At 61.9% G+C, this 25,022-nt stretch carries 21 protein-coding genes; 12 read left to right on the plus strand and 9 right to left on the minus strand.

What is annotated here, in order from left to right:
• Window position 1: 1 nt before the first annotated feature.
• The gene (locus FIV39_RS29805; protein ID WP_090406073.1) at window positions 2-1,171 is read right to left on the minus strand and encodes an efflux RND transporter periplasmic adaptor subunit; all 1,170 of its coding nucleotides are present in this window, start codon (window positions 1,169-1,171) and stop codon (window positions 2-4) included.
• 256 nt (window positions 1,172-1,427) lie between these two features.
• Here FIV39_RS29805 and FIV39_RS29810 point away from each other — a divergent pair, with 256 nt between their 5' ends.
• The 4 genes from FIV39_RS29810 to FIV39_RS29825 all read left to right on the plus strand — a co-directional run bounded on the left by FIV39_RS29810 (window position 1,428) and on the right by FIV39_RS29825 (window position 5,538).
• A complete protein-coding gene (locus FIV39_RS29810; RefSeq protein ID WP_090406070.1) occupies window positions 1,428-1,910 on the plus strand; it encodes a sigma-70 family RNA polymerase sigma factor in 483 nt (160 codons plus the stop codon).
• Between the two features lie 119 nt (window positions 1,911-2,029).
• A complete protein-coding gene (locus FIV39_RS29815; RefSeq protein ID WP_090406067.1) occupies window positions 2,030-3,367 on the plus strand; it encodes a lysine N(6)-hydroxylase/L-ornithine N(5)-oxygenase family protein in 1,338 nt (445 codons plus the stop codon).
• Window positions 3,368-3,487: 120 nt separating this feature from the next.
• Entirely contained in the window at window positions 3,488-4,708 is a 1,221-nt protein-coding gene (locus tag FIV39_RS29820) for a putative DNA modification/repair radical SAM protein (protein ID WP_027606175.1), read from the plus strand.
• On the plus strand, window positions 4,705-5,538 hold the full coding sequence (locus FIV39_RS29825) for a TIGR03915 family putative DNA repair protein (protein WP_090406064.1): 834 nt from the start codon (window positions 4,705-4,707) through the stop codon (window positions 5,536-5,538). Before FIV39_RS29820 ends, FIV39_RS29825 begins: the two co-directional genes overlap by 4 nt.
• 137 nt (window positions 5,539-5,675) lie before the next feature.
• Here the strand turns inward: FIV39_RS29825 and FIV39_RS29830 are convergent, their stop codons facing one another.
• The gene (locus tag FIV39_RS29830) at window positions 5,676-6,173 is read right to left on the minus strand and encodes an Lrp/AsnC family transcriptional regulator (RefSeq protein WP_090406061.1); all 498 of its coding nucleotides are present in this window, start codon (window positions 6,171-6,173) and stop codon (window positions 5,676-5,678) included.
• 117 nt (window positions 6,174-6,290) lie between these two features.
• Window positions 6,291-7,337, minus strand: coding sequence for an ornithine cyclodeaminase (locus tag FIV39_RS29835; RefSeq protein WP_090406058.1), 1,047 nt, complete (start codon window positions 7,335-7,337; stop codon window positions 6,291-6,293).
• A gap of 266 nt (window positions 7,338-7,603) precedes the next feature.
• On the opposite strand from FIV39_RS29835, the gene FIV39_RS29840 reads away from it, so the two are divergent.
• On the plus strand, window positions 7,604-8,497 hold the full coding sequence (locus tag FIV39_RS29840) for a GNAT family acetyltransferase (RefSeq protein ID WP_090406055.1): 894 nt from the start codon (window positions 7,604-7,606) through the stop codon (window positions 8,495-8,497).
• A gap of 390 nt (window positions 8,498-8,887) precedes the next feature.
• Here FIV39_RS29840 and FIV39_RS29850 read toward each other — a convergent pair whose 3' ends face one another.
• The 5 genes from FIV39_RS29850 to FIV39_RS29870 all read right to left on the minus strand — a co-directional run bounded on the left by FIV39_RS29850 (window position 8,888) and on the right by FIV39_RS29870 (window position 14,932).
• Window positions 8,888-9,907, minus strand: a complete 1,020-nt coding sequence (locus FIV39_RS29850) for a branched-chain amino acid aminotransferase (RefSeq protein ID WP_090406052.1) — start codon at window positions 9,905-9,907, stop codon at window positions 8,888-8,890.
• An 82-nt stretch (window positions 9,908-9,989) separates the two neighbouring features.
• A complete protein-coding gene (gene lpdA, locus FIV39_RS29855; protein ID WP_090406049.1) occupies window positions 9,990-11,369 on the minus strand; it encodes a dihydrolipoyl dehydrogenase in 1,380 nt (459 codons plus the stop codon).
• Window positions 11,370-11,373: 4 nt separating this feature from the next.
• Window positions 11,374-12,636, minus strand: a complete 1,263-nt coding sequence (locus FIV39_RS29860; protein WP_090406046.1) for a dihydrolipoamide acetyltransferase family protein — start codon at window positions 12,634-12,636, stop codon at window positions 11,374-11,376.
• Entirely contained in the window at window positions 12,637-13,695 is a 1,059-nt protein-coding gene (locus tag FIV39_RS29865) for an alpha-ketoacid dehydrogenase subunit beta (RefSeq protein WP_032888135.1), read from the minus strand.
• Window position 13,696: 1 nt separating this feature from the next.
• A complete protein-coding gene (locus FIV39_RS29870) occupies window positions 13,697-14,932 on the minus strand; it encodes a 3-methyl-2-oxobutanoate dehydrogenase (2-methylpropanoyl-transferring) subunit alpha (RefSeq protein WP_090406042.1) in 1,236 nt (411 codons plus the stop codon).
• A 195-nt stretch (window positions 14,933-15,127) separates the two neighbouring features.
• Between FIV39_RS29870 and FIV39_RS29875 the strand changes: the two genes are divergently transcribed.
• Both FIV39_RS29875 and FIV39_RS29880 read left to right on the plus strand, forming a co-directional pair.
• The gene (locus FIV39_RS29875; protein ID WP_027606189.1) at window positions 15,128-15,610 is read left to right on the plus strand and encodes an Lrp/AsnC family transcriptional regulator; all 483 of its coding nucleotides are present in this window, start codon (window positions 15,128-15,130) and stop codon (window positions 15,608-15,610) included.
• 181 nt (window positions 15,611-15,791) lie between these two features.
• On the plus strand, window positions 15,792-17,411 hold the full coding sequence (locus FIV39_RS29880; RefSeq protein WP_390620719.1) for a methyl-accepting chemotaxis protein: 1,620 nt from the start codon (window positions 15,792-15,794) through the stop codon (window positions 17,409-17,411).
• Between the two features lie 57 nt (window positions 17,412-17,468).
• Here the strand turns inward: FIV39_RS29880 and FIV39_RS29885 are convergent, their stop codons facing one another.
• Window positions 17,469-18,332 carry an MBL fold metallo-hydrolase gene (locus tag FIV39_RS29885; RefSeq protein ID WP_090406036.1) on the minus strand — a complete coding sequence of 288 codons (864 nt, stop codon included), beginning with the start codon at window positions 18,330-18,332 and terminating at the stop codon, window positions 17,469-17,471.
• A gap of 94 nt (window positions 18,333-18,426) precedes the next feature.
• Here FIV39_RS29885 and FIV39_RS29890 point away from each other — a divergent pair, with 94 nt between their 5' ends.
• The 5 genes from FIV39_RS29890 (at window position 18,427) to FIV39_RS29910 (ending at window position 24,076) form a co-directional block, all read left to right on the plus strand.
• Window positions 18,427-18,762, plus strand: coding sequence for an ArsR/SmtB family transcription factor (locus FIV39_RS29890; RefSeq protein WP_017527038.1), 336 nt, complete (start codon window positions 18,427-18,429; stop codon window positions 18,760-18,762).
• 51 nt (window positions 18,763-18,813) lie between these two features.
• On the plus strand, window positions 18,814-20,058 hold the full coding sequence (locus FIV39_RS29895; RefSeq protein ID WP_090406033.1) for an NAD(P)/FAD-dependent oxidoreductase: 1,245 nt from the start codon (window positions 18,814-18,816) through the stop codon (window positions 20,056-20,058).
• On the plus strand, window positions 20,059-20,865 hold the full coding sequence (locus tag FIV39_RS29900) for a sulfite exporter TauE/SafE family protein (RefSeq protein ID WP_090406030.1): 807 nt from the start codon (window positions 20,059-20,061) through the stop codon (window positions 20,863-20,865).
• Between the two features lie 180 nt (window positions 20,866-21,045).
• Entirely contained in the window at window positions 21,046-22,191 is a 1,146-nt protein-coding gene (nosP, locus tag FIV39_RS29905) for a nitric oxide-sensing protein NosP (protein WP_090406028.1), read from the plus strand.
• On the plus strand, window positions 22,133-24,076 hold the full coding sequence (locus tag FIV39_RS29910; RefSeq protein ID WP_090406025.1) for a PAS domain-containing hybrid sensor histidine kinase/response regulator: 1,944 nt from the start codon (window positions 22,133-22,135) through the stop codon (window positions 24,074-24,076). Before nosP ends, FIV39_RS29910 begins: the two co-directional genes overlap by 59 nt.
• Window positions 24,077-25,022: the final 946 nt, after the last annotated feature.

The following is a 25,022-nucleotide window of genomic DNA, read 5'->3' on the forward strand; positions in this document are numbered from 1 at the left end:
CTCAACCCCCGTTGCCGTCGGCCGGGCCGATCAGCAGGTGATCGCCTTCGTGCAGGCCGTCGAGTACTTCGACCCGCAGGCGATCACTGATGCCCAGGCGCACTTCACGTTCTTCGATGCGGCCGTTGGTGGCGACCACGCGGGCGATCTGCTTGTCGGCACTTGAGGTGCCCAGCAGCGCGGCGACCGGCGCGGTGAGGACGTCCTTGGCCTGGCTGGCGACGAAAAACACCTGGGTGGTCATTTCGGCCATCAAGGCGTTGTCGCCGTTGTCCACATCCAGCAGCACGGTGTACAGCACCACGCGGCCGGTACCGCTTTTGCCGGAGCTGTTGGGGCTGCCGCTGCCTTGGGTTTCATTCAGTGGCTTGGGTGGGATCGGCAGGATCTGGCGCACGGTGCTGGTCCAGCGCCGGTTGCCGCCGCTGAGGGTGGTGAAATAGGCGGTCATGCCGGGTTTGACGTGGCCGATGTCGGCTTCCGAGACTTCGGCCCACACGGTCATCGGCGACAATTTGGCGATGCGCAGGATCAGCGGCGTCTGCTGCTGGGCATTGAGGGTCTGGCCGACCCGCGCGTCTACCGCGACTACGGTGCCGGTCATCGGTGCGTAGATGCGCGTGTAGCCCAGTTCCGCTTCATCGCTGCGCAGGCTGGCCTGGGCCTGGAGAATCTGGGCCTGGAACATGTCCATCCGGGCCTGGGTGGCGCTCAGTTCGGCCTTGGCGGTTTGCACGTCTTCCTCGCGCGTGGCGTTGCCTGCGGCCAGGCGCTGCTGGCGTTGGTACTTCTGGCGCGCCAGTGCGTGCTGGGCCTTTTGCTCCTGCAACTGCGCCTTGAGGTTTTCGATGGCATAACGGCTGGCGTCGAGCTTGGCTTTTTGCGTGGAAGGGTCGATCTCCACCAGCAATTGGCCTTCCTGCACCTGATCGCCGGCTTCAACGTGGATCTTGCGGATCTGCCCGGACGCCTGGGCGCCCACGTCGACATAACGGCGCGGTTGCAGGGTGCCCAGGGCCGTGACGCTGTTTTCGATATTGCCGCGGGTGACGGTGACGGTGGTCAGGGTCTCACGCCCCGGCGGCAACACCTGCCAGGCGGCGACGGCGATGATGGGAATCAGGCACGCGATAGCTAGCAAGGCGCGTCGGGCAGGGCGAGGGCGTTTCATGCTTAGGTTCCAGCCAGGAAAGTTCGGAGCGCAGTTGCGCAGAGCTGACAGTTAAACGAGAGAATTGGCCGAGGATTTAGGCCGTTACATAAGCGGTTACAGGTCTTGTGCGAAAAAAAATCGGCCTGTGGATGCAAGTCTTGTTTAAAAGTAGATGAGAATTACTATAAATTGCACCTACCCAAACTGCCATTACTGAATACGCTGTCTTTTTTGCACCCAAGGACCTAATGCCGCGGCCTGGAGGCCAGGAGTCATGTTGGAAAACTACTATCGCGAGCTGGTGTGCTTCCTCAACGCCAAGCTGGGCAACCGTCAGGTGGCCGAGGATGTGGTGCATGACGCTTACGTCCGGGTGCTGGAACGATCCAGCGGTACCCCCATCGAACAGCCGCGCGCCTTTTTGTATCGCACCGCGCTGAACCTGGTGATCGACGGCCACCGGCGTAACGCCTTGCGCCAGGTCGAACCCCTGGATGTACTCGACAGCGAGGAGCGCTTCGCCGCCTGTTCGCCCCATGCCACCCATGCCTACGCCCAACGCCTGGCCATGCTCGAACGCGCCCTGGCCGAGCTGCCGGCGGCCTGTCGCGACAGCTTCCTGCTGCGCAAGCTTGAGGGCCTGAGCCACCTGCAAATCGCCGAGCGCCTGGGTATTTCCCGCACCCTGGTGGAAAAACACATCGTTAACGCCATGAAGCATTGCCGGGTGCGGATGCGCGAGTGGGACGCGCACTGATCGCTGATCAGTTAAATTTTAATTCACTGTCCTCGTTTCCTATCAACACATGACCTGTTGTGCAGGTCTCGAAGGTATTCCCGCCCCACCGCCAAGGGGCTTATCCAGAGGACACTGGAATGACACAGGCAATTGCTTCGCCCGCGGTTCACGACCTGATCGGTATCGGTTTTGGCCCTTCGAACCTGGCGCTGGCCATCGCCCTGCAGGAGCGCGAAAAGGCGCAGGGCAAACTGGACGTACTGTTTCTCGACAAACAGGCCGATTACCGCTGGCACGGCAATACCCTGGTGACCCAGAGCGAGCTGCAGATTTCGTTCCTCAAGGACCTGGTGACCCTGCGCAACCCCACCAGCCCGTACTCCTTCGTCAATTACCTGAAAGCCCACGACCGCCTGGTGGACTTCATCAACCTGGGCACCTTTTACCCGTGCCGCATGGAGTACAACGACTACCTGCGCTGGGTCGCCGGGCAGTTCCAGGCCCAGGCCCGCTACGGCGAGGAAGTGCTGGCCATCGAGCCGATCCTGCACCAGCAGCAGGTGGAGGCGCTGCGCGTGATCTCCCGCGATGCGGTGGGCGAGCAGCATGTGCGCACTACGCGTTCGGTGGTGGTCAGCGCCGGCGGCACGCCGCGCATTCCCGAAACATTCAAGGCCCTCAAGGGCGACAGCCGGGTGTTCCACCATTCCCAGTACCTGGAGCGCATGGCCACCCAGCCTTGCGTGGACGGCAAGGCGATGCGCATCGCAATCATCGGTGGTGGCCAGAGCGCGGCCGAAGCCTTTATCGACCTGAATGACAGCTTCCCCTCGGTGCAGGTCGACATGATCCTGCGCGGTTCGGCGCTCAAGCCGGCCGATGACAGCCCGTTCGTCAACGAAGTGTTCTCGCCGGCCTTCACCGACCTGGTGTTCCAGCAAGTCGGTGCCGAGCGCGAGCGCCTGGTCGCCGAGTACCAGAACACCAACTATTCGGTGGTCGACCTCGACCTGATCGAGCGCATCTACGGGATTTTCTACCGCCAGAAAGTCTCCGGCATCGCCCGCCAGGCCTTCCGCACCATGACCGTGGTCGAGAAGGCGACCCCCGGCCCCCTGGGCATCGAACTGGCCCTGCGCAACAACGCCAATGGCGAAACCAGCGTCAACCATTACGACGCGGTGATCCTTGCCACCGGCTACGAGCGCGAGACGCATCGCGCACTGCTGGCGCCGCTGGAGGAATATCTGGGCGATTTTGAAGTCGCGCGCGACTACCGCATCGTCACCGATGAGCGCTGCAACGCCGGCATCTACATCCAGGGCTTCAGCCAGGCCAGCCATGGCTTGAGCGATACGTTGCTGTCGGTGCTACCGATTCGTGCGGATGAGATTGCGGCGTCGCTGTTCGAAAACGACCGTAGCCGTGGCAAGGGCCGGTCGGTGCAGGATCTGCTCCTGGCCACCGCCAGTTGACGAAAGCTGCAAGCTACAAGCTACAAGCTACAAGCTGCAGGCTCCAAGCTTGTAGCTTGTAGCTTGTAGCTTGTAGCTATGCTCTGATACTGTACAAAAAACCAGTATCGGTAGCCCTCCATGCAGTTGATCGAAAAACTCAGCATCCTTGCCGACGCCGCCAAGTACGACGCCTCCTGCGCCAGCAGTGGTGCGCCCAAGCGCAGTTCGGAGGGCAAGGCGGGGCTGGGTTCCACCGATGGCATGGGGATCTGCCACAGCTACACGCCGGACGGTCGCTGCGTGTCGCTGCTCAAGGTGCTGCTCACCAACTTCTGCCTCTACGACTGCCAATACTGCGTCAACCGCCGCTCCAGCGACGTGCCCCGCGCACGCTTCAGCCCGGAGGAGGTGGTCACCCTGACCCTGGATTTCTACAAGCGCAACTGCGTCAGCGGCCTGTTTCTCAGCTCCGGCATCATTCGTTCGGCCGACTACACCATGGAGCAGTTGGTGCGCGTGGCCAAACTGCTGCGCGAAGAGCATGACTTTCGCGGTTACATCCACCTCAAGACCATCCCCGAAGCCGACCCGGCGCTGATTGCCGAGGCCGGGCGCTACGCCGATCGCCTCAGCGTGAATATCGAACTGCCCACCGATGCCAGCCTGCAAACCCTGGCGCCGGAAAAACAGATCGTCTCGATCAAGCAGGCCATGCAGACCATCTACACCGGCGAGCAGACGGTCCTGAACGAACCCCGCGCGCCGCGTTTCGCCCCGGCCGGGCAGAGCACGCAGATGATCGTCGGCGCCGACGAGACCGACGACAGCACCATCCTTCACAGTGCCGAGGCGCTGTATGGCAACTTCAAGCTGCGCCGCGTGTATTACTCGGCCTTCAGCCCCATCCCCAACAGCCCGAAAAGCGTACCCCTGGCCGCGCCACCGTTGATGCGCGAGCATCGCTTGTATCAGGCGGATTTTTTGCTGCGCAGCTACGGCTTCAGTGCCAACGAACTGTTCGAAGGCCCCGGCCACCTGGCCCTGGACATCGACCCCAAGCTGGCCTGGGCCCTGGAGCACCGCGAGGTGTTCCCCCTGGACCTGAATCGCGCCGAGCCGACCTTGATCGCACGTATTCCGGGGATCGGCCTGCGCACCACCCAGCGCCTGGTGGACCTGCGTCGCGAACGCAAGATCCGCTTCGAAGACCTGGCACGCATGCGCTGTGTGCTGGCCAAGGCCAAGCCGTTTTTCATCACCAGTGACTACCACCCGCAACAGGCGGACAGCACCAGCGTGCTGCTGCGCGAACAGCTGCGCGACCGTCCGCAACCGCAACAGATGGGGTTGTGGGGATGATCAGCCTGGAATGCGATGACCTCTTCAGCACCTGGCGCGAACAGGCACGCTGGCTGCTCAGCCATCAGGTCGACCCGAGCCAGGTGAGTTGGGGCGAGGTGCAGGCGGCGGACCTGTTTGCGACCGATGAGCCGATCCCCGAAGGCTTGGGGCCGTTCCAGGCGCGAATTCCCAAGGCGCTGCTGGAGCTGTTGGAATCGGCCGCCTGTTACCACGGCGACCAGCGTTGGAGTGTGTTGTACGAAGTGCTGTGGCGCGTCAGCCATGGCGACCGCACCGCGATGCTGGCAGGGGATAAACTCGGCAGTGAGCTGCAGCGGCGCATCAAGCAGGTGAGTCGCGAGGCCCATCACCTGCATGCGTTCGTGCGCTTTATCGCCCTGCCGGCAGGGGCGGGGCCTGAGTTACCGGAGTACGTGGCCTGGCATGAACCGGCCCATGACATCCTCAAATCGGCCAGCCAGCATTTTGTCGGGCGCATGGGGCGCCATCGCTGGATGATCGCCACGCCGCTGGACGGGGTGTATTACGACGGTGAGCAGTTGATCCACCAGCGAAAGTGCCCCGAGGCATGGCAGCAGCTGGCGCAGAATGTCGAGGATCCCCACAGCGCGATGTGGCTGACCTACTACAGCCATATCTTCAACCCGGCGCGGTTGAACCCCAAGGTGATGGAGGGGCACTTGCCGAGTCGGTTCTGGAAGAACTTGCCGGAGGGCAAGCTGATCCCGGGGCTGATCAGCGAGGCGCGTACGGGGAAGCAGAAGGATGGGCAGGCGAAGCTGGTGGGGGCACGCCAAGGTAAGAAAATCTTAAGCGGGCATGGTTAAAAATGTGGGAGGGGCGGTGCGACGATTCGACTTGCTCCTGATAGCAGTGTGTCAGTCAGCTCATCTTTCACTGACCCACCGCTATCGGGAGCAAGCCCCCTCCCACATTCGATCCTCATTGGCTTGGCGAGTGGGGCTCAGGCCAGTTCGATGGCGGTATTTTTCACCACCGCCAACTCCGGATGCGCAACCAACTTATCGATGTGCAGCTCATCATTGTTCAGCCAGATCTCCGATACCACCCGGTAGTGCTCCATATCCCGGCAGCGCATGCGCAGGCTGTAGTCGAACGGCCCGCTGATCAGTTGGCATTCGAACACCTGGGGGCAAGCCTTCATACACGCTTCGAAGGCCTTCTGCGCCGAGCGCCCGCTCTGGTTGGACAAGGCCACCAGCACCAGCAGCGACAGTCCTGGCGAGACCATCTGCACATCGATGATCGCGCCGTACCCACGGATCACTCCGCGTCGCTCCAGCTTGCGCACCCGCTCCAGGCAGGGTCTGGGGGTGAGGTGTACCAGCGACGAGAGCTTTTCGTAGGTGATACGCCCCTGATGGCGCAGTACTTCGATGATCGCCTCATCGATGCGATCCAGCGCAGGGGCGGAGTGGGGTCCGTTGGCCTTGGTATCCATGGGTTCACTTCAAGCGGTTGGGAAGAAGGGGAGCAAGCGTTCGTCGATTGCGTGACGAGTATGGTACGGCCTTCCCTGGCCAACGTCTGCACGACTTTGCCACTGGGCCTGCACGTGTCAGGCGCGTTTCTTCTGTTGCGCGGCAGGTTGGCGGGCCAAACGGGCAAACAGGTCCTTGGGGTCGGCCAACACGGGCACCAGTTCCAAGTCGCTGCCCAGGTCCAGTGCCTTGGCGGCATCCAACACATATCGAAGGGCTGAATAGTCCTCGATGGCAAACCCGACTGAGTCGAACAGCGTGATCTGTTGCACATGTTCGCGGCCAGGGAGCTGGCCGTTGATCACCTGCCACAGTTCGGTCACTGGCGAGTCGTGCGGCATGTGCTGGATCTCACCTTCGATGCGGCTTTGGGGTTCGTACTCGACGATCACACGGGCGCGCTCGACGATGCGTCGGTCCAGTTCGGTCTTGCCCGGGCAGTCGCCGCCCACGGCGTTGAGGTGCATGCCCGGCTCAATCATCTCGTCGGTCAGAATGGTGGCGTAGGCTTTGTCGGCGGTAACGGTGGTGACGATATCCGCGCCTTTCACAGCGTCTGCCACGCTGGCGGCGAGGATCACCTTGATCGCCGGGAACGCTTTGAGGTTGGCTGCGAGCTTGGCGGTGGCCTTGGTGTCGATATCGAACAGGCGAATCTCGTCGATGCCGAGCATCGCGTGGAAGGCCAGGGCCTGGAACTCACTCTGGGAGCCGTTGCCGATCAACGCCATGCTGCGGCTGTTGTCACGTGCCAGATAGCGCGCCACCAGTGCCGAGGTGGCGGCAGTGCGGATGGCGGTGGTCAGGGTCATTTCGGCCAGCAGCAACGGTTTGCCGGTGTCCACATCGCCCAGAGCGCCGAATGCCATGACCGTGAGCATGCCCGCCAGCGTGTTTTTCGGGTGACCATTGACGTACTTGAAGGCATACAGCGAGGCGTCGGACACCGGCATCAGTTCGATCACACCCTCCGGGGAGTGATTGGCCAGACGTGCGCACTTCTCGAAATCCTGCCAGCGCAGGTAGTCGGCGCGAATGTACTCGGCCATTTCGATGAGGCAGGTTTGCAGGCCTTTTTGCGCGACCAGATAGCTGAGGTCGTTGACGTCGATGTAGCGGGTCATGGAGAGGCTCCTTGTTGTTCGAGAGGGGCTGCGGTGAACGCGGCGAGCGTTTTCTGCTGTGCGTAGCTCGGCGCAGCGAGCGTGGGCAGTCGGGCTATTGTCTGCGTTCGGGCCGATGAATCCCGGCTGAAACAAGGAGCGCGCCCAGCGGGTAAAGCTGAAAAGGTGGGTGATACAGCCGAATCGGCTGTTGGGTCTGTAATGGGATCAAAAGGCGGGAGAGGGTATTGTGGTATTTGCCATAGCTGTCTCAGCCAGGAGGAATCATGTCTACCGTCGTACGTCTTGCCCAATCCGACGATGCCGAAGGGATCAGCCAGGTCATCCTCGCGGCCTTGCACAGCAGCAATGCGCGGGATTATCCGGCGGATGTGATTGCCCGGGTGGCAAGCAACTTCACGCCGGACGCGGTGCTGGAGCTGCTCAAGCACCGTGTGGTGCTGGTGGCGGTCCAGGACCAGGTGATCGTCGCCACGGCTGCGTTGGATGCCAATGTGGTGCGCTCGGTGTTCGTCAACCCGGCGCTGCAAGGGCAGGGCATTGGCCGGTTGCTGATGCTTGAAATCGAACTGCGCGCGCGGGACGCGGGGGTGACGACGCTGAGTGTGCCGTCTTCGCTGACCGCCGAGCCGTTCTACACCAAGCTGGGTTTTCACACGGTACGCGATGTCTACCACGGCAATGAGCGCACGTTGGTGATGGAAAAGGCGCTGCTGTCGCGCCATCCCATCGGGCCGTACCGCGACCGCCAGCATCGGGCGCAGGTGGTGGCGTTATGGCAGGAGGCGTTTGGTTATGACACGGCGCATAACCTGCCGACCTTGGCGATCGATAAGAAACTGGCGGTCAATGACGGGCTGTTTTTCGTGGCGACCGACAAAAAAACCGTGATCGGGACGATTCTTGCCGGCTACGACGGCCATCGCGGCTGGTTGTATTCCGTGGCTGTGCACGCCGACTATCGGCGTCATGGCCTGGGGGCCTCGCTGGTGCGGCATGCGGAACAGGCACTGACGGCCTTGGGCTGCATGAAGATCAACCTGCAGATCACCGGTGGCAATGATGCGGTGGCGGGGTTTTACGAGGCGCTGGGGTATGGGGTGGAGGCGAGGATCAGCATGGGCAAGAAGATTGCCGAGAACATTCCGAAAGAATCTTGAATACGCCGGAGAGCAAATGTGGGAGGGGGCTTGCCCCCGATGGCCATGGGTATCTACACAACGTTGTAGCCGCCAAAGGTAACCACGATGCGAAGCGAGTCGCCCTTGATCTTGCTGTTGATCTTGATCTTAGGCGGCCACCCAAATCACTGTCGGATTACGGGCACACCGAGCCTGGGCGAGGTGCCGAGTGGTGGGGCGAAGCGTTTTGCTTACTTTTGCGCTTTTCAAAAGTGAGCCGCCGTAAGGGCGGAACCCATAGCCGGCGTTACCGCAGCAAAGGATATGTACTCATTCCAACCCCAGCAAATGGTCGGCCCAGAGGCCGCCATCGGGGGCAAGTCGAATCGTCGCACCGCCCCTTCCCACATGGGTTATGCGTTGAAGCTGTTAGACCTTCACGATCCAACCCGCTGGCGCTTCTACGTCGCCGGTCTGCACGCCGGTCAGCTCTTTGTAGAGCTTCTGGGTGATCGGGCCGACTTCGGTCTCGCTGTGGAACACATGCAGCTGGCCGTTGTACTGGATACCGCCGATCGGCGAGATTACCGCAGCAGTACCGCAGGCGCCGGCTTCCTTGAACTGGTCCAGTTTGTCGATGAACACTTCGCCCTCGACCACTTCCAGGCCCAGGCGGGTCTGGGCCAGTTCGATCAGCGACAGGCGGGTGATGCCTGGCAGCACCGAAGGCGACTTCGGTGTGATGAACTTGTTGTCGTGGGTGATCCCGAAGAAGTTGGCCGAGCCGACTTCTTCGATTTTCGAGTGGGTCATCGGGTCCAGGTAGATCGCATCGGCGAAACCGGATTTTTTCGCTTCCGAGCCCGGCATCAGGCTGGCGGCGTAGTTGCCACCGACCTTGGCGGCACCGGTGCCTTGTGGCGCGGCGCGGTCGAAGGTGGATATCTGGAAGTTGTGTGGCACCAGGCCGCCCTTGAAGTAGGCGCCGACCGGGATGCAGAACACCGAGAAGATGAACTCCGGCGCGGTACGCACGCCAATGTTGTCACCGGTACCGATCACGAACGGGCGCAGGTACAGCGCGCCGCCGCTACCGTACGGCGGGATGAACCGCTCGTTGGCCTTGACCACTTGTTTGCAAGCGTCGATGAATGCGTCGGTCGGGACGTGCGGCATCAGCAGGCGGGCGCAGCTGCGCTGCATGCGCGCGGCGTTCTGGTCCGGACGGAACAGGTTGATCGAGCCGTCCTTGCAGCGGTAGGCCTTGAGGCCTTCGAAGCACTGCTGGCCGTAGTGCAGGGCGGTAGAGCCCTCGCTGATGTGCAGCACGTTGTCGTCGGTCAGGGTGCCGGTTTGCCATTCGCCGTTTTTCCAGGTCTGGAGAAACCGCTTGTCGGTCTTGATGTAGTCAAAACCCAGCTTGTCCCAATTGATGCTTTCGTTACCCATGACACCCTCTATCTTTGGTCAAGTCGGTTTTTTTCTGAATGGGCGCAACAATACTTCATTCGCCGGTGCCTTAGCACCCCCTTCAAAGGTGCAAGGCATGCCCCAGCGCTCTTAACGCAGCTTCCTGCACCGCTTCACCCAGGGTCGGGTGAGCATGGATGGTGCCGGCCACATCCTCCAGGCGCGAACCCATTTCCAGGCTCAGGCCGAAGGCGGTGGACAGCTCGGACACGCCGGCGCCAACCGCTTGCCAGCCCACGATCAGATGATTGTCACGTCGTGCCACCACCCGTACGAAGCCGGTTTTCGACTCCAGGGTCATCGCGCGGCCGTTGGCGGCAAACGGGAAACTCGACACGATGCAGTCCAGGCCGGCGGCCTTGGCTTCATCGGGCGTCTTGCCGACCACCACCAGTTCCGGGTCGGTAAAGCACACCGCCGGGATCGCCGCCGGGTTGAATTCGCGGTGTTGACCGCTGATCAGTTCGGCAACCATTTCGCCCTGGGCCATGGCCCGGTGCGCCAGCATCGGCTCGCCGCTCAGGTCGCCGATGGCATACACATTGCGCATGCTGGTCTGGCAGCGGCTGTCGATCCTGATCGCCGCGCCGTTCATCTCCAGGCTCAGCGCTTCGAGGTTCCAGCCCTGGGTAGTGGGTTTACGACCCACGGCCACCAACACCTGGTCCGTCGCCAGCGATAACGTGTCGCCATTCGGATCGCGCACTTGCAGGCTGTTGTGCTCGAAACCGGTGACGCTGTGCTTGAGGTACAGCTTCACGCCCAACTGCTTGAGCGATTCGTGCACCGGTTGCGTGAGTTCGGCGTCGTAAGCCGGCAGGATGCGGTCCTGCGCCTCGACCACACTGACCTCGGCGCCAAGCTTGCGATAGGCAATCCCCAGCTCCAGGCCGATGTAGCCACCGCCCACCACAATCAAGCGCTTGGGCACGCGGGTCGGCGCCAGGGCTTCGGTGGAGGAGATGATCGGCCCGCCAATCGGCAGCATCGGCAGGTTGACGCTTTTCGAGCCGGTGGCCAGCAGCAGGTGTTCGCACTGGATGCGCTGGTCGCCGACGTCGACGGTCTTACCGTCCACCACCGTGGCCCAACCGTGGATCACCTGCACTTTGTGCTTTTTAAGCAGTGCGGCGACGCCCGTGGTCAGGCGATCGACGATGCCGTCTTTCCATTCCACGCTTTTGCGGATGTCCAGGGTCGGCACATCCACCTCGATTCCCAGTTGGGACCCCTGGCTGTGGTGCACGGTTTGCTGGAACTGCTCGGCCACGTGAATCAAGGCCTTGGACGGAATGCAGCCGATGTTCAGGCAGGTGCCGCCCAACGCCCGGCCTTCCACCAGGATCGTCGGGATGCCCAGCTGGCCGGCGCGAATGGCGGCCACATAACCGCCAGGGCCGCCGCCGATAATCAGCAGCGTGGTATGCAATGTCTGGGTCATGCCCTTACTCCAGGAACAGGCTGGCGGGTTGTTCGAGCAGGCCGCGAATGGCCTGGATGAATTGCGCCGCGTCCATGCCATCGACCACGCGGTGATCGAAGGAGCTGGAGAGGTTCATCATCTTGCGGATCACGATCTGGCCCTTGATCACCATCGGCCGCTCAACGATACGGTTGACGCCGACGATGGCCACCTCTGGCAGGTTCAGCACCGGGGTGCTGACGATCCCGCCCAAGGCGCCCAGGCTGGTCAGGGTAATGGTCGACCCCGACAGTTCATCGCGACTGGCCTTGCCAGTGCGCGCGGCGCTGGCCAACCGCGCAATTTCCTCGGCATTGCCCCACAGGCTGCGCGCTTCGGCGTGACGCACCACCGGCACCATCAGGCCCACATCGCTCTGGGTGGCGACGCCCACATGCACCGCGCCGAGGCGGGTGATGACCTGGGCTTCGTCATCGTAACGTGCATTGATCTGCGGGAAGTCCCGCAACGCCACGACCATGGCGCGCACGATAAACGGCAGCAACGTCAGCTTGCCGCGCGTGGCGCCGTGCTTCTCGTTGAGGTGCACGCGCAGCTCGTCGAGGGCGGTGACGTCGATCTCTTCCACATAGCTGAAGTGCGCGGCACGCCGGGTGGCGTCCTGCATGCGCTGGGCGATCTTGCGGCGCATGCCGATCACCGGGATCTGTTCTTCGTCGTTGCGTTCGGCGTAGGGGTTGGCTGGCGTCGAAGCTTTTGGCGCCCCTTGTTGCAGGTAGGCGTCAAGGTCTTCGTGCAGGATCCGCCCGGCGGGGCCGGAGCCCTGTACCAGACGCAGTTGAATCCCGGCATCCAGCGCGTGCTTGCGCACGGCGGGGGAGGCCAGGGGGCGTTCGTCGGCATCGCGGGCCACGGGGGCCTGTGCGGTCACGACGGGCGCGGGCCTGCTTTCAACCACCGGTGCAGGTTTGGCCTCGACAGTGGGCGCAGCCTTGGGCGCTTCTTTCGCCACCGGCACATCTTTGGCGTTGGCGTTGCCCGCACCTTCCACTTCAATGCTGATCAGAATACTGCCCACCGCCATGACTTCACCCGGCTCGCCGCCGAGGGCAATCACCTTGCCGTGGACCGGCGAGGGAATGTCCACCATCGCCTTGTCGGTCATCACATCCGCCAGCACCTGGTCTTCGACGACCATGTCACCGACCTTCACATGCCAGACCGACAGTTCAACTTCCGCGATGCCTTCGCCAATGTCCGGCATCTTGATAACGTGCGTGCCCATTCAGACCTCCATGACCCGTTTCAACGCCGCGCCCACTCGGGACGGGCCTGGGAAATACGCCCACTCCTGCGCGTGCGGGTAGGGGGTGTCCCAACCGGTGACGCGTTCGATCGGCGCTTCCAGGTGGTGGAAGCAATGCTCTTGCACCAGCGCCACCAGCTCGGCACCAAAGCCGCAGGTGCGGGTGGCTTCGTGCACCACCACGCAACGGCCGGTTTTCTTCACGGATTTGACGATGGTTTCCAGGTCCAGCGGCCACAGGCTGCGCAGGTCGATGACTTCGGCGTCGATGCCGGTTTCTTCGGCGGCGACTTGCGACACATACACGGTGGTGCCGTAGGTCAGCACGGTCACGGCCGAACCCGGACGCACGATGGCGGCCACGTCCAGCGGCACGGTGTAGTAGCCGTCCGGCACTTGCGCTTGCGGGTGTTTCGACCACGGTGTTACCGGGCGGTCGTGGTGGCCGTCGAACGGGCCGTTGTACAGGCGTTTAGGCTCGAGGAAGATCACCGGGTCATCGTTTTCGATCGAGGCGATCAGCAGGCCCTTGGCGTCATACGGGTTGGACGGCATCACCGTGCGCAGGCCGCAGACCTGGGTGAACACCGCTTCGATGCTCTGGCTGTGGGTCTGGCCGCCGTAGATGCCGCCGCCGCAGGGCATGCGCATGGTCAGCGGCGCGGTGAACTGGCCGGCCGAGCGATAACGCAGGCGCGCCGCTTCGGAGATGATCTGGTCGGTGGCGGGGTAGACGTAGTCGGCGAACTGGATTTCGGCCACCGGGCGCAGGCCATAGGCACCCATGCCCACGGCCACGCCGATAATGCCGCTTTCCGAGATCGGTGCGTCGAACACCCGCGAGCTGCCGTATTTGGTCTGCAAGCCTTCGGTGCAGCGGAACACGCCGCCGAAGTAACCCACGTCCTGGCCGAACACCACCACGTTATCGTCACGCTCAAGCATCACATCCATGGCAGAGCGCAGGGCCTGGATCATGGTCATGGTGGTGGTGGTCATGGCGGTTTCCAATTCGATGCTGTTGTTGTGATCGTTCATGTCAGATCCCCAACTCTTGACGCTGGCGCTTCAAGTGCTCCGGCATCTCTTTATAGACGTCTTCGAACATGGTCGCGGCGCTTGGAATCTGGCCACCGGCCAGGGTGCCGTACTGTTCGGCTTGTTTCTGCGCGGCGATCACCTCGGCTTCCAGTTCGGCACTGACCGCCGCGTGTTCCTCGTCGGACCACTGGCCACTCTTGATCAGGTGCTGCTTGAGACGGGCAATCGGATCGCCCAACGGGAAGTGGCTCCAGTCATCGGCGGGGCGGTATTTGGATGGATCGTCCGAGGTGGAGTGCGGGCCGGCGCGGTAGGTGACCCATTCGATCAGGGTTGGCCCGAGGTTGCGGCGCGCACGCTCGGCAGCCCAGGCGGAGGCGGCGTACACCGCGATAAAGTCGTTGCCGTCCACGCGCAGGGAGGCGATGCCGCAACCGACGCCGCGTCCGGCGAAGGTGGTGGCTTCACCACCGGCGATGGCCTGGAAGGTGGAAATCGCCCATTGGTTGTTGACCACGTTGAGAATCACCGGCGCGCGGTACACGTGGGCAAAGGTGAGGGCGGTGTGGAAGTCGGATTCGGCGGTGGCGCCGTCGCCGATCCAGGCCGAGGCGATCTTGGTGTCGCCCTTGATTGCCGAGGCCATGCCCCAGCCCACACCCTGTACGAATTGGGTGGCGAGGTTGCCGGAAATGGTGAAGAAACCCGCGTCTTTTACCGAGTACATGATCGGCAGCTGGCGGCCCTTGAGCGGGTCGCGTTCGTTGGACAGCAGTTGGCAGATCAGGTCCACCAGCGGCACGTCGCGGGCCATCAGGATGCTTTGCTGGCGGTAGGTGGGGAAGCACATGTCGTCGATGTTCAAGGCCAGGGCCTGGGCGCTGCCGATGGCCTCTTCGCCGAGGCTTTGCATGTAGAACGACATTTTCTTCTGACGCTGGGCGACCACCATGCGGTTGTCGAAGATCCGCGTCTTGAGCATGGCGCGCATGCCTTTGCGCATGATTTCCGTGGAGACCCCTTCGGCCCACGGCCCCAGGGCCTGGCCCTGGTCGTCGAGCACGCGGATCAGGCCCTTGGCCAAGTCGGCGGTGTCGGCGGGTTCTACGTCGATGGCGGGTTTGCGCACCAGGCCGGCGTCGGTCAGGCGCAGGTAGGTAAAGTCGGTCTTGCAGCCTGGGCGGCCCGAGGGTTCGGGAACGTGCAGGCGCAGTGGGGCATACGGCTGATTCATGGCTTTCTACGCTCGATCTTGTGAATTTCTTGTAGTGGGCGCGCTAGCTGACAGTCAGTCTTCGGGTAGAAGAAATTTTGTCCTACAACAATCATAGGCGTGGCGTAGAAGAATATTTATCTATGTTTCATTGCGTCCGCGATCATTTGCGGATAAAAAAACTGCATAAACATAATAAACAGGTGATTTTGTCTCATGCGCAAACTGGACCGTACCGATATCGGCATTCTCAACGCCCTGCAGGAGAATGCGCGGATCACCAACGCCGACCTGGCCCGCTCGGTCAACCTGTCGCCCACACCGTGTTTCAACCGGGTCAAGGCGATGGAAGAACTAGGCCTGATTCGCGAGCAGGTCACGCTGCTCGACGCCGATTTGCTGGGGCTGCACGTCAACGTGTTTATCCATGTGAGCCTGGAAAAGCAGAACGAGCTGGCGTTGCAGCAGTTCGAAGGCGCGATTTCCGACCGGCCCGAGGTGATGGAGTGCTATTTGATGGCCGGCGATCCGGACTATCTGATCCGGGTGTTGGTGCCGACGATCCAGTCGCTGGAGCGGTTCATGATGGACTTTCTGACCAAGGTGCCGGGCGTAGCCAACATCCGCTCCAGCTTTGCTCTCAAGCAAGTGCGCTATAAGACGGCGCTGCCGTTGCCGCCGGGTGGGTTAATGGTTTGATCTCAACCTGGGTTACACACTAATCCTAATAGTTAGCTACGTAATAATCAGTGTGGATTTTTTATTTTTAGTTAATGAAAAATTGCATAAGCGGTCACGTATTTTTCACACTCCTTTCAACACATTAGCCCCATCAGGCCGTGAAGTTCGCGGCCCAGGAAAGGGGTGAGCCGTGATGTCCATGAGAGCCTTGAAGTTGAACTTTCGTACCACACTTTGTTTTGGTGTGGTGTGCCTTCTACTGTTGATACAAGGAGCAATGACGCTGATAAAAGTCGATAAAGTCTATTCATCGACAGTTGAAATCGAAAGTAACTGGCTTCCCAGTATTCGTTTGGCAGGTGAGATAGATTCGGCTTTTTACAAACTTCGCCTTGATTTGCGTCGTTATGCGATGGATATCGGCCGCCAGGATCCGGCCTCCCTGGAAAAACTCAAAGCCACACGCACGGAAGCCCTTGATCTTGCCGAGCGTTATGGACCGTTAGTCTCGAGCCCCGAAGAACGGGCCAAGTACAACGACGCCTTGACCGGCATAAAGAACTACAGCCAGAAGATGGATGAGTTTCTTGTGCAAGCCTCCACCCTGTCCGCTGAACAGATGTCGACCTATTTGCGTGACGTCAACGGGCCAATTGCCGTTGCTGTGCAGCGTTCGATCAGCGAGTTGATCGCGCTGAATGAACAGGGCTCCAAGGCGGCGGTGCAGGTGGCTTCCAGCGAATATGACGCGGCGCGCCTGTTCACCTGGATATTGATGGGCGCCTCCTTGCTGATCACCGTCGTGGTTGCAAGCCTGTTTACCCGCAGCATCATTACTCCGGTGCGTGAATTGTTGGTATCGACCGGCAAGATTGCCGACGGCGATCTGCGCGTGGCGATTGCCATCAATGGCAATGACGAGCTGACCGCGTTGCAACGGTCCACGGCGTCCATGCAGATGAACCTGAAAAGTACCTTGCAGCATATCTCGGAGGCGTCCGGGCAATTGGCTGCGGCGGCCGAGGAGATGAGCGCCATCACCCGCGAGTCCAGTGCCGGTATTGAACGTCAAAGCATGGAAACCGATCAGGCCGCCACGGCGGTTAACGAAATGACCGCGGCCGTGGAAGAAGTAGCGCGCAATGCGGTATCGGCTTCCCAGTCCACGCAGGACTCCCAGCGCTCGGCCAAAATCGGCCAGGAGCGTGTGACGCAAACCATCGCCTCAATCGAGAAGCTCAGCGCCACGGTGCAGCAGACCGGCGTCGAAGTCGAAGGGTTGGCCAAGCAGGCACAGGATATTGCCCGAGTGGTTGAAGTGATCCGCTCGATTGCCGAGCAAACCAACCTGCTGGCCTTGAACGCCGCCATTGAAGCAGCCAGGGCAGGGGAGCAGGGCCGCGGCTTTGCGGTGGTGGCCGACGAAGTGCGGGCACTGGCCCATAGAACACAGAGCTCGACCCAGGAAATCGAGCAGATGATCGCGAAGATCCAGACGTGCTCCAGTGAGGCGGTGTCTTCCATGGCCGTCAACCGCAACGAAGCGGTGGATTCCTTGAAGATTGCCCATGAAGCGGGCCTGGCGATTACTCAGATCACCGAAGCCATTACCGACATCAATGAGCGCAACCTGTTGATCGCCACGGCCTCCGAGGAACAGGCCCATGTGGCCCGCTCGGTGGACCAGAACCTGATCAGCATCCGTGATCTTTCCATCCAGAGTTCTTCGGCGGCCGGCCAGACGTCGATCGCCAGCCAGGAGCTGTCGAGGCTGGCGGTGGATCTCAAGCAGGTCGTGTCGAAATTTGCGGTAGCCTGATCGCACCTGCGCAACGCCCCGGAGCATGGAACGGCATGGACGCCATGCAGGACGGCTTTAGAGCTGGTTCAACGGAATCTTCAAGTACACCACCCCGTTCTCCTCCGCTGGCGGCATATGGCCGGCCCGCACATTCACCTGGATCGCCGGCAACAACAGCGTGGGCATCCCCAGCCCGGCATCGCGTTGGGTGCGCATCGCCACGAACGCCGCTTCATCCACCCCGTCATGCACATGAATATTGCCCGCGCGTTGTTCCGCCACGGTGGTCAGGCATTTGGCCTCGCGACCTTCGGGCGGGTAGTCATGGCACACGTACAGTTGGGTGTCGGGGGCAAAGGCCAATAGCTTGCGCATCGACGCATACAACTGGCGCGCATCGCCGCCGGGGAAGTCGCAGCGGGCGGTGCCGACATCGGGCATGAACAGGGTGTCGCCGACCAGGATCAAGCGGTCGTCGATCAAGTAGGCCATGTCTGCCGGGGTATGCCCGGGCACGTGCAGGGCCTGGGCCTTGATGTTGCCGATGTGGAAGATTTCATCCGGCGCAAACAGGTGATCGAACTGCGAGCCATCGACGCGAAATGCCGGCTCCAGGTTAAACAGGTGCTTGAACACGTCCTGCACCTTGCTGATGCATTGGCCGATGGCGATCTTGCCGCCCAGGGTGCGGCGCAGGTACGGCGCGGCCGACAGGTGGTCGGCGTGGGCGTGGGTTTCCAGCAGCCATTGCACCTGCAAGCGGTGCTCACGCACAAAGGCAATGACCTTGTCGGCCTGGGCGGTGTCGGTGCGTCCGGAGGCCGGGTCGTAGTTGAGCACCGAATCGACGATGGCGCAGGGGCCGCCGTCCGTTTCATAGACGACGTAGGTGTAGGTCGACGACGCCTCGTCCAGAAAGGAATGAATCAACGCTGACATGACGGCTGCCCCTGATGTTGAAAAAAGTGATTACAATCACTTTACATTTACACATAATGTTTTGAGCTTAAGTGACGCAAAGGACCCGAGGCAAATGGAATCTACTCTGAGTGAAGGTGAAGTCGCGCAGTTGCGCGCGTCGGCATCCAAGGCCTGTGCCTTGCTCAAGGCCCTGGCCAATGAGGATCGTTTGTTGATTCTGTGCCAACTGACCCAGGGCGAACGCAACGTCGGCGAGCTGGAAACCATGACCGGCGTACGCCAGCCCACACTGTCACAGCAGTTGGGCATCCTGCGTGACGAAGGGCTGGTCGCCACCCGTCGCGAGGGCAAGTACATCTTCTACGGGCTGGCCAGCCACGAAGTGATCCAAGTGATGAAAACCCTGTCCGGTCTTTACTGCGGCGCGGTGATAAAAAGCTGGGCGTGACGCCATACGGCAGCGACCCTTGTGTGCATTGACGATAAAAGGCAATAGACCATGACCGACCAACACTGGGGGCCAACCATCAGTGGCGATATCGTCGTCATCGGCGGCGGTTCGGCAGGCATCGGCCTGCTGGCCAGCCTGCTCAAGCGCGACCCCGACCTGAACATCACCCTTATCGAACCCAGCGACCATCACTGCTACCAGCCGGCCTGGACCCTGGTCGGCGGCGGTGCCTACGACCTGAAAAAGACCCGACGGCCCCTGGCCGACGTGCTGCCCAATGGCGTCACCTGGGTGCAGGCCGCCGTCACCGAACTGCTGCCGGACGAGCACACCCTGGTGCTCGACAGCGGCCAGCGCGTCAGCTGGAACAACCTGATCGTCTGCCCCGGCCTGCGCCTGGCCTGGGAGAAGGTCGAAGGCCTGGAAGAGACCCTGGGCCAGCACGGCGTCACCTCCAATTACAGCTACGAAAGCGCAGCCTACACCTGGCAACTGGTGCAGCAACTCAAGGGCGGCAAGGCGATTTTTACCCAGCCGGCCATGCCGATCAAATGCGCGGGTGCGCCGCAGAAGGCCATGTACCTGTCCTGCGATCACTGGCTCAGGCAGGGCGACCTCAAACACATCGACGTCGAATTCAACCTGGCCGGCGCGGCGCTGTTCGGCGTGGCGACTTTTGTGCCGCCGTTGATGAAGTACGTGGAAAAATACAACGCGCGCCTGGCGTTCAACGCCAACCTGGTCAAGGTCGACGGCCCGGCGCGCATGGCCTGGTTCGAGGTGAAGGATGCCGAGGGCAACGTCACGCGCGAGCAAAAATCCTTCGACCTGCTGCACGTGGTGCCGCCGCAAGTTGCCCCGGACTTTATCCGCCAAAGCCCGCTGGCCGACGCTGCCGGCTGGTGCGAGGTGAACCCCCACAGCCTGCAACACCTGCGCTACCCGCAGATCTTCGGCCTGGGCGATGTGTGCGGCACCAGCAATGCCAAGACCGCCGCCGCGGTGCGCAAGCAAATCGTTGTGGTCGCCGAAAACCTGCTGGCCCTGCGCAGGCAGGCGCCGCTGCCGCTCAAGTACGACGGCTATGGTTCGTGCCCGCTGACGGTGGAAAAGGGCAAGGTGGTACTGGCCGAGTTCGGCTACGGCGGCAAGTTGCTGCCGACCTTTCCCCTCGACCCGACCCGGGCACGCCGTTCGATGTGGTTTCTCAAGGCGACCTGGCTGCCGTGGTTCTACTGGAACGGCATGCTCAAGGGCCGCGAGTGGCTGACCCGTCTGAGCAAGGTGGACTGAATGTTGCTGGCCAGTGTGTTGGGCATGTTGATGGGCCTGGTCATGGGCCTGACCGGCGCGGGCGGCGGCATCCTCGGGGTGCCGGCGTTGGTGCTGGGGTTGGGCTTGACGATGACCCAGGCTGCGCCGGTGTCGTTGCTTGCGGTGGGGGCGGCAGCGGCCGTCGGTGCGATTGACGGCTTGCGCCACGGCCTGGTGCGTTACCGCGCCGCGCTGTTGATCGCGTTGCTCGGTGCGTTGTTTTCGCCGCTGGGGGTGTTTCTCGCCCACCAACTGCCGGAGCCGGTGCTGATGGGCCTGTTCAGTGCGCTGATGGTGCTGGTGGCCTGGCGCATGTTGCAGCGCGAGAAGCTCGAGGCCGGGCCGAGTGACCATGGCGCGGCGTCCTGGGGCCAGAAGAACTGCATGCTCAATCAACAGACCGGGCGCCTGGCCTGGACCGCCAAATGCAGCGCCACCCTGGCCGCACTGGGCGCGGTGACGGGGGCGGTCTCGGGCTTGCTCGGGGTCGGCGGCGGTTTTTTGATCGTACCGGCGTTCAAGCAACTCACCGACGTGCAGATGCGCGGCATCGTCGCCACGTCGCTGATGGTGATCAGCCTGATTTCGCTGATCGGCGTGGCCGGCGCGTTCCATGCCGGGGTGCGTATCGAACCCGTGGGCTGGGTGTTCATCGCGGCGAGTATCGTCGGCATGCTGATTGGCCGGCGCCTGTGCTCGGTGATTGCCGCACGCACCTTGCAGGTGGGGTTTGCCAGCCTGTGTGTGCTGGTGGCGGTCGGCATGCTGGTCAACGCCGTGCTCTGAACCTGAAATGCAATCCAAATGTGGGAGGGGCGGTGCGACGATTCGACTTGCCCCCTCCCACATTTGAATCTCCATTGTTTTGAGCAATTCATCCCATCGCATCCCCCCACCCAGTACCCAAGTAGCATAGGTCCCACCCTCCACCCTTCGTACACTCATGCCTCAGAGGGGGAGGTAACGATGCATAACAGTGAAGGCGTAGTCAGTGCCATGTCCCAGGCCACCGATGCCGGGCAAGCCGCCGAGGAGTTGGCGCGGCAACTGTTGCATCCGTACCTGGGTTTCGTGCTGTTTTTCTGCTCGGCGTCCTACGACCTGCAGGCCCTGGGCCACGCTCTGCAAGAATGTTTCGGCAACGTACGCGTGGTGGGCTGCACCAGCGCCGGCGAGATCACGCCCCAAGGCTACGGCCGCAATTGCGTGACGGCGATGGGCTTCAACCACGCGCACTTTTCCATCGCCACGGAGCTGATCGACCAGGTGGAACACTTCAGCCTGATCGACGCCCAGCAGATGGTCGAACGTCTGGTCGGCGGTTGCCGCAGCAACACCCTGGCGCCGATCAAGGGCAACACCTTCGCCCTGACCCTGCTCGATGGCCTGTCCAGCCGCGAAGAGGTGGTGCTCGCCGCCCTCAGCGCGGCGCTTGGCGACATTCCGCATTTTGGCGGTTCGGCCGGCGACGACAACTTCCTCACCCACACCCACGTGTACTTCAACGGCGCCTTCCACAGCGGCGCGGCGGTGGTGGTGCTGGTCAATACCTGGCTGGATTTCGAGGTGTTCACCACCCACCACATCCTGCCGCGCAGCGAAAAACTGGTGGTGACCGGCGCCGACAGCCCGTCACGCCGGGTCTTCGAGCTCAACGCCGAACCCGCCGCCGAAGAGTACGCGCGGCATATCGGCGTGGCCGTGGCCGACCTCGATCACCGCGTCTTCGCGGCGCACCCGTTGGCGGTGCGCATCCACGACCAGTATTACGTGCGCGCGATCCAGCAAGTGCACGACGACCTGAGCCTGAGTTTCTACTGTGCGGTGGAAAACGGCATCGTTCTCACCGTGATGAAACCCGGGCCGATCCTGCCGAACCTGCGAACCCTGTTCGACGGCCTTCAATCACGCCTTGGCGACCTGCTGTTGACCATCGGCTGCGACTGCTTCCTGCGCCGCCTGGAGCTGGAAGACAGTGACAATCTGGAACAGATCGGCGGCTTCCTGCGCGACCAGCGGGTGATGGGCTTCAACACCTACGGAGAACAGTTCAATGGCATGCATATCAACCAGACCTTCACCGGGGTCGCCATTGCCCGAGGCCGGCGCTGAACTGCTCGCCCAGGTTGCCCAGCTGCAACAGGACAACCACAAGCTGGCACGGATCAACGCGGCGCTGATCGAGCGCATCGAGTCCGGCATGGCCCAGGGCAACAATCCTTACACCACCTTTCAGCATTCGGTGGTGCTGGCCGAGCAAGTGCGCGAACGCACCGACGCGCTGAACCAGGCGATGGCCGAACTCAAGGCCAGCAACCACTTGCTGATCAACGCCCGGCTGCGCGCCGAAACCCTGCGCGGCGAACAGGCGGCGGCGCAAAAGGCCCAGGAAAGCGAGCGCTGGATTCGCCTGATCACCGATAACGTCCCGGCCCTGATCGGCTACCTGAATGCCGACCTGGTCTACGAGTTCACCAATAAAGTCTATGAAGAATGGTATTGCTGGCCGCGCGGCATGATGCTCGGCCAGAGCCTGCGTGAAGTCCACAGCGAGCAGCATTGCCAGCGCCTGGATGCCTACGTCTCCCGTGCCCTGGCCGGGGAAAGCGTGACCTTTGAATTCGCCGAGACCAACATCAATAACCAGGAGCGCTACATGCTGCGCTCCTATGTGCCGAACATGCTGGCCAGCGGCGAAGTGGTGGGGATCTTCGTACTGATCCGCGACATCACCGAACGCCGCCGTACCGCCGAAGCCCTGCACCAGGCCTATCAGCATTTGGAGCAGCGCGTGGCCCAGCGCACCTCGGAACTCACCGCGCTCAACGACCAGTTATTGCAGGAGATCGACGAGCGCCGCCGCATGGAAGCGCGCCTGCGTGAAGCCAAGCTCGAGGCCGAGCAGGCCAACCTGTCGAAAACCAAATTCCTCGCCGCCGTCAGCCATGACTTGCTGCAACCTTTGAATGCGGCGCGTCTGTTTACCAGCGCACTGCTGGAGCGTCCCAGCGAAACGTTGGTGCGCAACGTGAGCAACTCCCTGGAAGACGTGGAAAACCTGTTGGGCACCCTGGTGGATATCTCCAAGCTGGATGCCGGGGTGATCAAGGCCGACATCGCGCCGTTTGCCCTGAGTGAATTGCTCGACAACCTGGCCGCCGAGTACACCGAATTGGCCCGCAGCGAAGGCCTGGCGCTGCATTTTGTCGGCTGCTCGGCGCTGGTGCGCAGCGATATTCAGTTGCTGGCGCGGATTCTGCGCAACCTGCTGAGCAATGCGATTCGCTACACCTACAAAGGGCGCGTGGTGCTGGGCTGTCGCCGCCAGCATCAGCGTTTGTTGATCCAGGTGTGGGACAGCGGCATGGGCATCGCCGAGGAGCGTCTGGAAGAGATTTTCCAGGAGTTCAAGCGCGGCGATGTGCAGCGGCCCGACCAGGACCGTGGGCTGGGCCTGGGCCTGGCGATTGTGGAAAAGATCGCCGGGATTCTTGGGCATCGCATCAGCGTCAAATCCTGGCCGGGCAAGGGGTCGATGTTCTCGGTGGAGGTGCCGTTGAGCGCCACTGCGCCCAAGTCGTTGCCGATGCTGGCCATGAGCGAACCGATGCTCGAACGCCTGCAAGGCGCGCGGGTGTGGGTGCTGGATAACGACGCGGCGATCTGCGCAGGGATGCGCACCTTACTGGAAGGCTGGGGCTGCCAGGTGATCACGGCATTGTCCGAGCAAGACCTGGCACGCCAGGTGGACAACTACCATGCCGAAGCGGACTTGCTGATCGCCGACTACCACCTCGACAATGACCAGAACGGCGTCGACGCCGTCGCCCGCATCAATGGACGCCGCGGCCGCGCTATCCCGGCACTGATGATCACCGCCAACTACAGCAACGAGTTGAAGCTGCAGATCCGTGAGTTGGGGCACACCTTGATGCACAAACCGGTACGCCCGATGAAACTCAAGACCGCCATGAGCCACCTGCTCGGTCGACCCTGACAAAACGGAGATCCAGTGTGGGAGGGGGCTTGCCCCCGATGGCGGTGTTTCAGTCAAGAAGGTGTTGACTGGTCCACAGCTATCGGGAGCAAGCCCCCTCCCACCTTTGGCCGGTGTTGTGTCAGGAAAATGGGTGGCACTGATGCGCCCGATGAAACTCAAGACCGCCATGAGCCACCTGCTCGGTCGACCCTGACAAAACGGAGATCCAGTGTGGGAGGGGGCTTGCTCCCGATGGCGGTGTTTCAGTCAAGAAGGTGTTGACTGGTCCACAGCTATCGGGAGCAAGCCCCCTCCCACCTTTGGCCGGTGTTGAGTCAGGAAAATGGGTGGCGCAGATGGGCCCGATGAAACTCAAGACCGCCATGAGCCACCTGCTCGGTCGACCCTGACAAAACGGAGATCCAGTGTGGGAGGGGGCTTGCCCCCGATGGCGGTGGTTCAGCCAAGTAGATGCCGACTGGTCCACAGCTATCGGGGGCAAGCCCCCTCCCACCTTTGACCGGTGTTGTGTCAGGAAAATGGGTGGCGCAGATGCGCCCGATGAAACTCAAGACCGCCATGAGCCACCTGCTCGGTCGACCCTGACAAAACGGAGATCCAGTGTGGGAGGGGGCTTGCTCCCGATGGCGGTGGTTCAGCCAAGTAGATGCCGACTGGTCCACAGCTATCGGGAGCAAGCCCCCTCCCACCTTTGGCCGGTGTTGAGTCAGGAAAATGGGTGGCGCAGATGGGCCCGATGAAACTCAAGACCGCCATGAGCCACCTGCTCGGTCGGCCCTGACAAAACGGAGATCCAGTGTGGGAGGGGGCTTGCTCCCGATGGCGGTGTTTCAGTCAAGAAGGTGTTGACTGGTCCACAGCTATCGGGAGCAAGCCCCCTCCCACCTTTGGCCGGTGTTGAGTCAGGAAAATGGGTGGCGCAGATGGGCCCGATGAAACTCAA

It is taken from the genome of Pseudomonas grimontii (assembly GCF_007858185.1).
Lineage (GTDB): Bacteria > Pseudomonadota > Gammaproteobacteria > Pseudomonadales > Pseudomonadaceae > Aquipseudomonas > Aquipseudomonas grimontii.